This is a genomic window from Elioraea sp., assembly GCF_051860475.1.
In the GTDB taxonomy this organism is placed as follows: domain Bacteria; phylum Pseudomonadota; class Alphaproteobacteria; order Acetobacterales; family Acetobacteraceae; genus Elioraea.
Map to the genome: position 1 here is coordinate 1 of NZ_JBHYDW010000093.1, position 4,664 is coordinate 4,664.

The 4,664-nt window shown below is 73.0% G+C and carries 4 protein-coding genes; all 4 read right to left on the reverse strand.

Annotated features, from left to right (window positions below; genetic code table 11):
• Positions 1–850 (reverse strand): ABC transporter ATP-binding protein (locus ACTIFU_RS15610; RefSeq protein WP_439579242.1); only part of this gene is annotated, 850 nt, incomplete at its 3' end.
• A gap of 2 nt (positions 851–852) precedes the next feature.
• Positions 853–3,030, reverse strand: coding sequence for an ABC transporter permease (locus tag ACTIFU_RS15615; RefSeq protein WP_439579243.1), 2,178 nt, complete (start codon positions 3,028–3,030; stop codon positions 853–855).
• 24 nt (positions 3,031–3,054) lie between these two features.
• On the reverse strand, positions 3,055–4,089 hold the full coding sequence (locus ACTIFU_RS15620) for an ABC transporter substrate-binding protein (protein WP_439579244.1): 1,035 nt from the start codon (positions 4,087–4,089) through the stop codon (positions 3,055–3,057).
• A 79-nt stretch (positions 4,090–4,168) separates the two neighbouring features.
• The gene (locus ACTIFU_RS15625; RefSeq protein ID WP_439579245.1) at positions 4,169–4,597 is read right to left on the reverse strand and encodes an inositol monophosphatase family protein; all 429 of its coding nucleotides are present in this window, start codon (positions 4,595–4,597) and stop codon (positions 4,169–4,171) included.
• Positions 4,598–4,664 lie beyond the last annotated feature (67 nt).

Below are 4,664 nucleotides of genomic sequence, written 5' to 3' on the forward strand. Positions count from 1 at the left end.
CCGCCTCCGGCCGCACCGCCAGCGTCGCCGGCCCCGGCGGGTGCGCGCGCAACGCAGCCTCCACCTCCGCCCCGCCGATCGCCAGAAGCGCCCGGCCACCCTCGGCGGCCAGCACCTCGCCCGCGATCACGTTCGCCTCGCCCATGAAGTCGGCCACGAACGCATCCGCCGGGTCCTCGTACAGCTCGGTCGGCGTGCCCATCTGCGCGATCCGCCCGTCGCGCATCACGATCACCAGGTCCGACACCGCCAGCGCCTCCTGCTGGTCGTGCGTCACGTACACCACGGAGAGGCCGAGCCGGCGTTGCAGGTCGCGGATGTCCTCGCGCACGCGCCGCCGCAGCCGCGCGTCGAGGTTCGACAGCGGCTCGTCGAACAGCAGCACCTTCGGCCGCAGCACGAGCGCGCGCGCCACCGCCACGCGCTGCTGCTGCCCGCCCGAGAGCTCCGACGGCAGCCGCGCCTCGAACCCCTCGAGCCCGAGCGAGGCGAGCATCGCCCGCGCCTCGGCCTCCGCCGCCGCCCGCCGCGCGCCGTTCACGGAGAGGCCGTAGGCGACGTTCTCCAGCACCGTCATGTGGGGGAACAGCGCGTAGGACTGGAACACCATGGCGATGCGCCGCTCGGCCGCGGCGAGGCGGGAGACGTCGCGCCCCTCGATCTCGATCCGCCCCTCGCTCGGCAGTTCCAGCCCCGCGATCAGCCGCAGCGTGGTCGTCTTGCCGCAGCCCGAGGGGCCGAGCAGCGTCACCAGCGCGCCCTGCGGCAGGTCGAAGCTGACGGCATCGACCGCGCGCACCGGGCCGAAGGCCTTGGTCACGGTCTCGAAGTGGATCGCGGGGTCGGGCATGGTCAGGCGGTCACCGGAACGGGGGCGGGCTGCATCTGCGCGGCCGGCACGCGCCGGCCGATCTGCGCGCGGCCGATGACCTTGTCGATCCCCAGCACCACCACGAGCATGATCAGGATCAGCACCGAGGAATAGGCGATCGCGAGCGCGATCTCGCCCGCCTCGACGCGCCCGACGATGTAGACGGTCGCGAGGTTGTGGCGCGCCGAGACGAGGAAGATCACCGCCGAGACGGCCGTCATCGCGTGCACGAAGGAATAGGCCAGCGCGGCGATGATGGCGGGGCGCATCAGCGGCAGGATCACGCGCCTGAGCGTGGCGACCGCGCCGCCACCCATGGTGGCCGAGGCTTCGTCGAGCGAGCGGTCGATCTGCGCCAGCGCCGCGATGCCGCCGCGCACGCCCACCGGCAGGTTCCGGAACACGAAGCAGATCACCAGGATCAGCGCGGTGCCGGTCAGTTCCAGCGGTGGGACGTTGAACGCCATGATGTAGGACACGCCGACCACGGTGCCCGGGATGGCGAAGGACAGCATCGCCATGAATTCGAGCGTGCGCCGCCCCGGGAAGGTCTGCCGCGCCAGCAGCCAGGCGAGCAGGATGCCGAGGCCCGCCGTCAGCGGCGCCGAGATCGCCGCGACCTCGATGGTGGTGAACAGGCTGTCCCACGCCGCGCCGCGGAACACGAGGCCCTGGAACCACTCCACCTCGAACGCCGTGATGTAGTGGCGCCAGGTGAAGGTCATGTCGCTGCGGCCGATGTCGTGCACGAAGGCGCCGAGCATGATGATCGCGTAGACGATCGCGGTGAACGCCATCCACGGGAACGCGACCGCCCCGCAGACGATCGCCAGCCCGCGCGGCAAGGGGGTGGGCGCGCCGGCATCGCCCTTGCCCGTCACGGTGACGTAGCGACGCTTGCCGAGCCAGGCGGTCTGGAGCGCGAAGGCGCCGAAGGTGAGGCCGAGCAGCAGCAGCGCCAGCGCCGCGGCGCGGCCGGGATCGTGCCGCGCACCGGCGATCGCGAAGAAGATCCGCGTTGCCAGCACGTCGAAATCCCCGCCCAGCACCAGCGGGTTGCCGAAATCCGACAGGCTCTCGACGAAGCCGAGCAGGAACGCCGCGGCGAGGCCGGGCCGCAGCAGCGGCCATGTCACGGTGCGGAACACGGTGAAGCGCCGCGCCCCCATGGTGGAGGCGGCCTCCTCCAGGCTCGGCGCGATCTGCCGCACGGCTCCTTCGAGCAGCATGAAGGCGATCGGGGTGAAGGCGAGCAGCTGGGCGAGGAGCACGCCCGGCATGCCGTAGATCCAGCGCGAGCGCGGAATGCCGAGCAGCGCGCTCAGCGCCTCGGTCACGATGCCGGTGCGGCCGAACAGCACGATCAGCGACAGGCTGACCACGAAGGGGGGTGTGATCAGCGGCAGGATCGCGAGCGCACGGAACGCGCCGTTCAGGCGCAGGTTCGCGCGCGCCGCCAGCAGTGCGAAGGCGAGGCCGAGCAGCGTCGAGAGCACACCTGTCAGCGTCGCCAGCGCCAGCGTGTTCCACACCACGCCGCAGCCGAGCGAGCCGGCCACGCAGGCGAGGCTCCACGCCTCGGGCGCGGCAAGCCGTCCAACCAGCGCGCCGGGTGCCAGCTCGCCATCCTCCACCGCCGCCGCCGAGAGGATGGTCAGCAGTGGGGCGAACACGAACAGGATCAGCAGCGCGGCGCTGCCGACGACCAGGAACGACACGAAGGCGTCGCCGCCGAATCGTCCCTGCGCGGCGAGCCCAGCCGCGAGCAGCCCGACCGCGCCGGTCAGCAGAAAGGTCGCGCCCCAGCCGAGCGCGGGCTGGCTCGCGTCGCCGACAAACGCCGCGGCGATGCTCCACACGGTGCCCGGCAGCCCGATCGCCCAGCCTTGCAGGAACACCCAGCCGATCGCGCCGGCGCCGCAGGCGATCAGCACCTGCCTCTCGGCGCGGCGTCCGAGCAGCGTCGGCGCGCAAGCGAGCAGGATCAGCGGCACCGGCCAGAGCCACCATACCGCGCCGCCCCCGAGCAGCACCGCGAGCGGCGCGGCCTCGCCGCCCGGCCAACCGGCGAAGCCGGCCTCAAGCCCGTACCAGGGCGGGACCAGCAGCCCGAACGCCGCGCAGGCCAGGGCGACGCGCGCGAGGCTCAGCGCTCCCACGCGCGCCTCCGGGCGGTCAGACGCTCAGCGTGCGGCCGCGCGCACCTCGCGCTCCCAGCGCGTCAGCAGCCGGTTGCGCTCCGCCGCCGAGCCCCAGCGCGCGAAGTCGTAGTCGATCAGCTTGATGTTCTCGAAGCGCGGCGCCTGCGGCGGGATCGGCGCGTTGCGGTTGGAGGGAAGCTGGTACGCCTTGGCCTCGGCACCGATCGCCTGCGCCTCCGCCGACAGCGCCCAGTCGACGAACCGCTTGGCGTTGTCGAGATTGCGCGCGCCGCGGATGATCGACATCGAGCCGATCTCGTAGCCGGTGCCCTCGCACGGCCCGACCAGCTCCACCGGCGCGCCGTTCACCTTCTGCGTCACCGCGTCGTGCAGGAAGGTGATGCCGACCACCGACTCGCCGGTTGCGGCCGCGCGCGCCGGCGCCGCCCCCGAACGGGTGTACTGGTTGATGTTGCGATGCAGTGCCTTGAGGTAGTCGAAGGCCGGCTCCTCGCCCATCAGCTGCACGATCGTCGCCAGCAGGGTGTAGGCGGTGCCGGAGGTGTTCGGGTCGGCCACCTGCACCTCGCCGCGGAACTCGGGCTTGGTCAGGTCCGACCAGCAGCGCGGCGCCTCGATCCGGCGGCGTTGCAGCTCCGGCACATTGTAGGAGTAGCCGAGCGCGCCGGCATAGATGCCGACGGTGCGGAAATTCGCCTGCTGGGCCTGGCGCACCGCCCAGTCGTGCAACTCCGACAGCCGCGGCGAGCGGTACTCGACCGTGAGGTTCTCCTCGGCCGCCTGCATGTGCGGATCGCCCGTGCCGCCCCACCACACGTCGCCGCGCGGGTTGGTCGCCTCGGCGCGGATCTGCGTCATCGTCTCGCCCGAGCTCTTGCGCGTCATCGACACGCGGATGCCGGTGGCGCGTTCGAACGCCGCCATCATCGGCCGGCACCACTCCTCCTGCACCGAGCAGTACACGGTGAGCTGCCCCTGGGCGCGCGCGGCCCCCGGCACGAGGGCGGCGAGCGCTCCCGCGAACAGTGCGGCGGCGAAGACGCGTCTGGATGTCATGGTGTTCTCCCTGTCCGAGCCGCGCTTGGGTGCCCGGTCTTCTCGGTCGTGCAAAGTTAAGTCCCGATGACGGTCGCGCTCAAGCCTCCAGCAGCGCGGCGAGGCGGGTCCCGAGGGCGGGTGCGCCGAAGCCGATCGGGTTGCCGCGGGCGAGCCAGTCGCCGCGGTCGAACTCCGTCGTCCAGCACCCCGCTTCGCGCGCGATCGCCAGCGCCGCCGCGGCGTCCCAGGCATTGATGTGCAGTTCGAGATAGGCGTCGAGCCGTCCGGCGGCCGTCTCGACCAGGCCGAGCGCGCCCGAGCCGCCGCAGCGGAGCCCGGCACCCGCCGCCATCACCCGCTCGGCGAGGCGGTGGAACCCCGCGAGCGGCGAGCGCAGCGACCAGCCGACCTCGACGATCGCGCGGGTGATCTCCTCGGTCGGCGCGGCGCGGATCGGCGCGCCGTTCAGGGTCGCGCCCGAGCCTTGCGCGCCGGCGAACACCTCCGCTGGCGCGTGGCGCGCCACCGCCCCCGGGGCCCCCCCGCCCCCCCCCCCCCACCCCCGCCCGACGCCCCCCCCCGCGCCCCCCCCC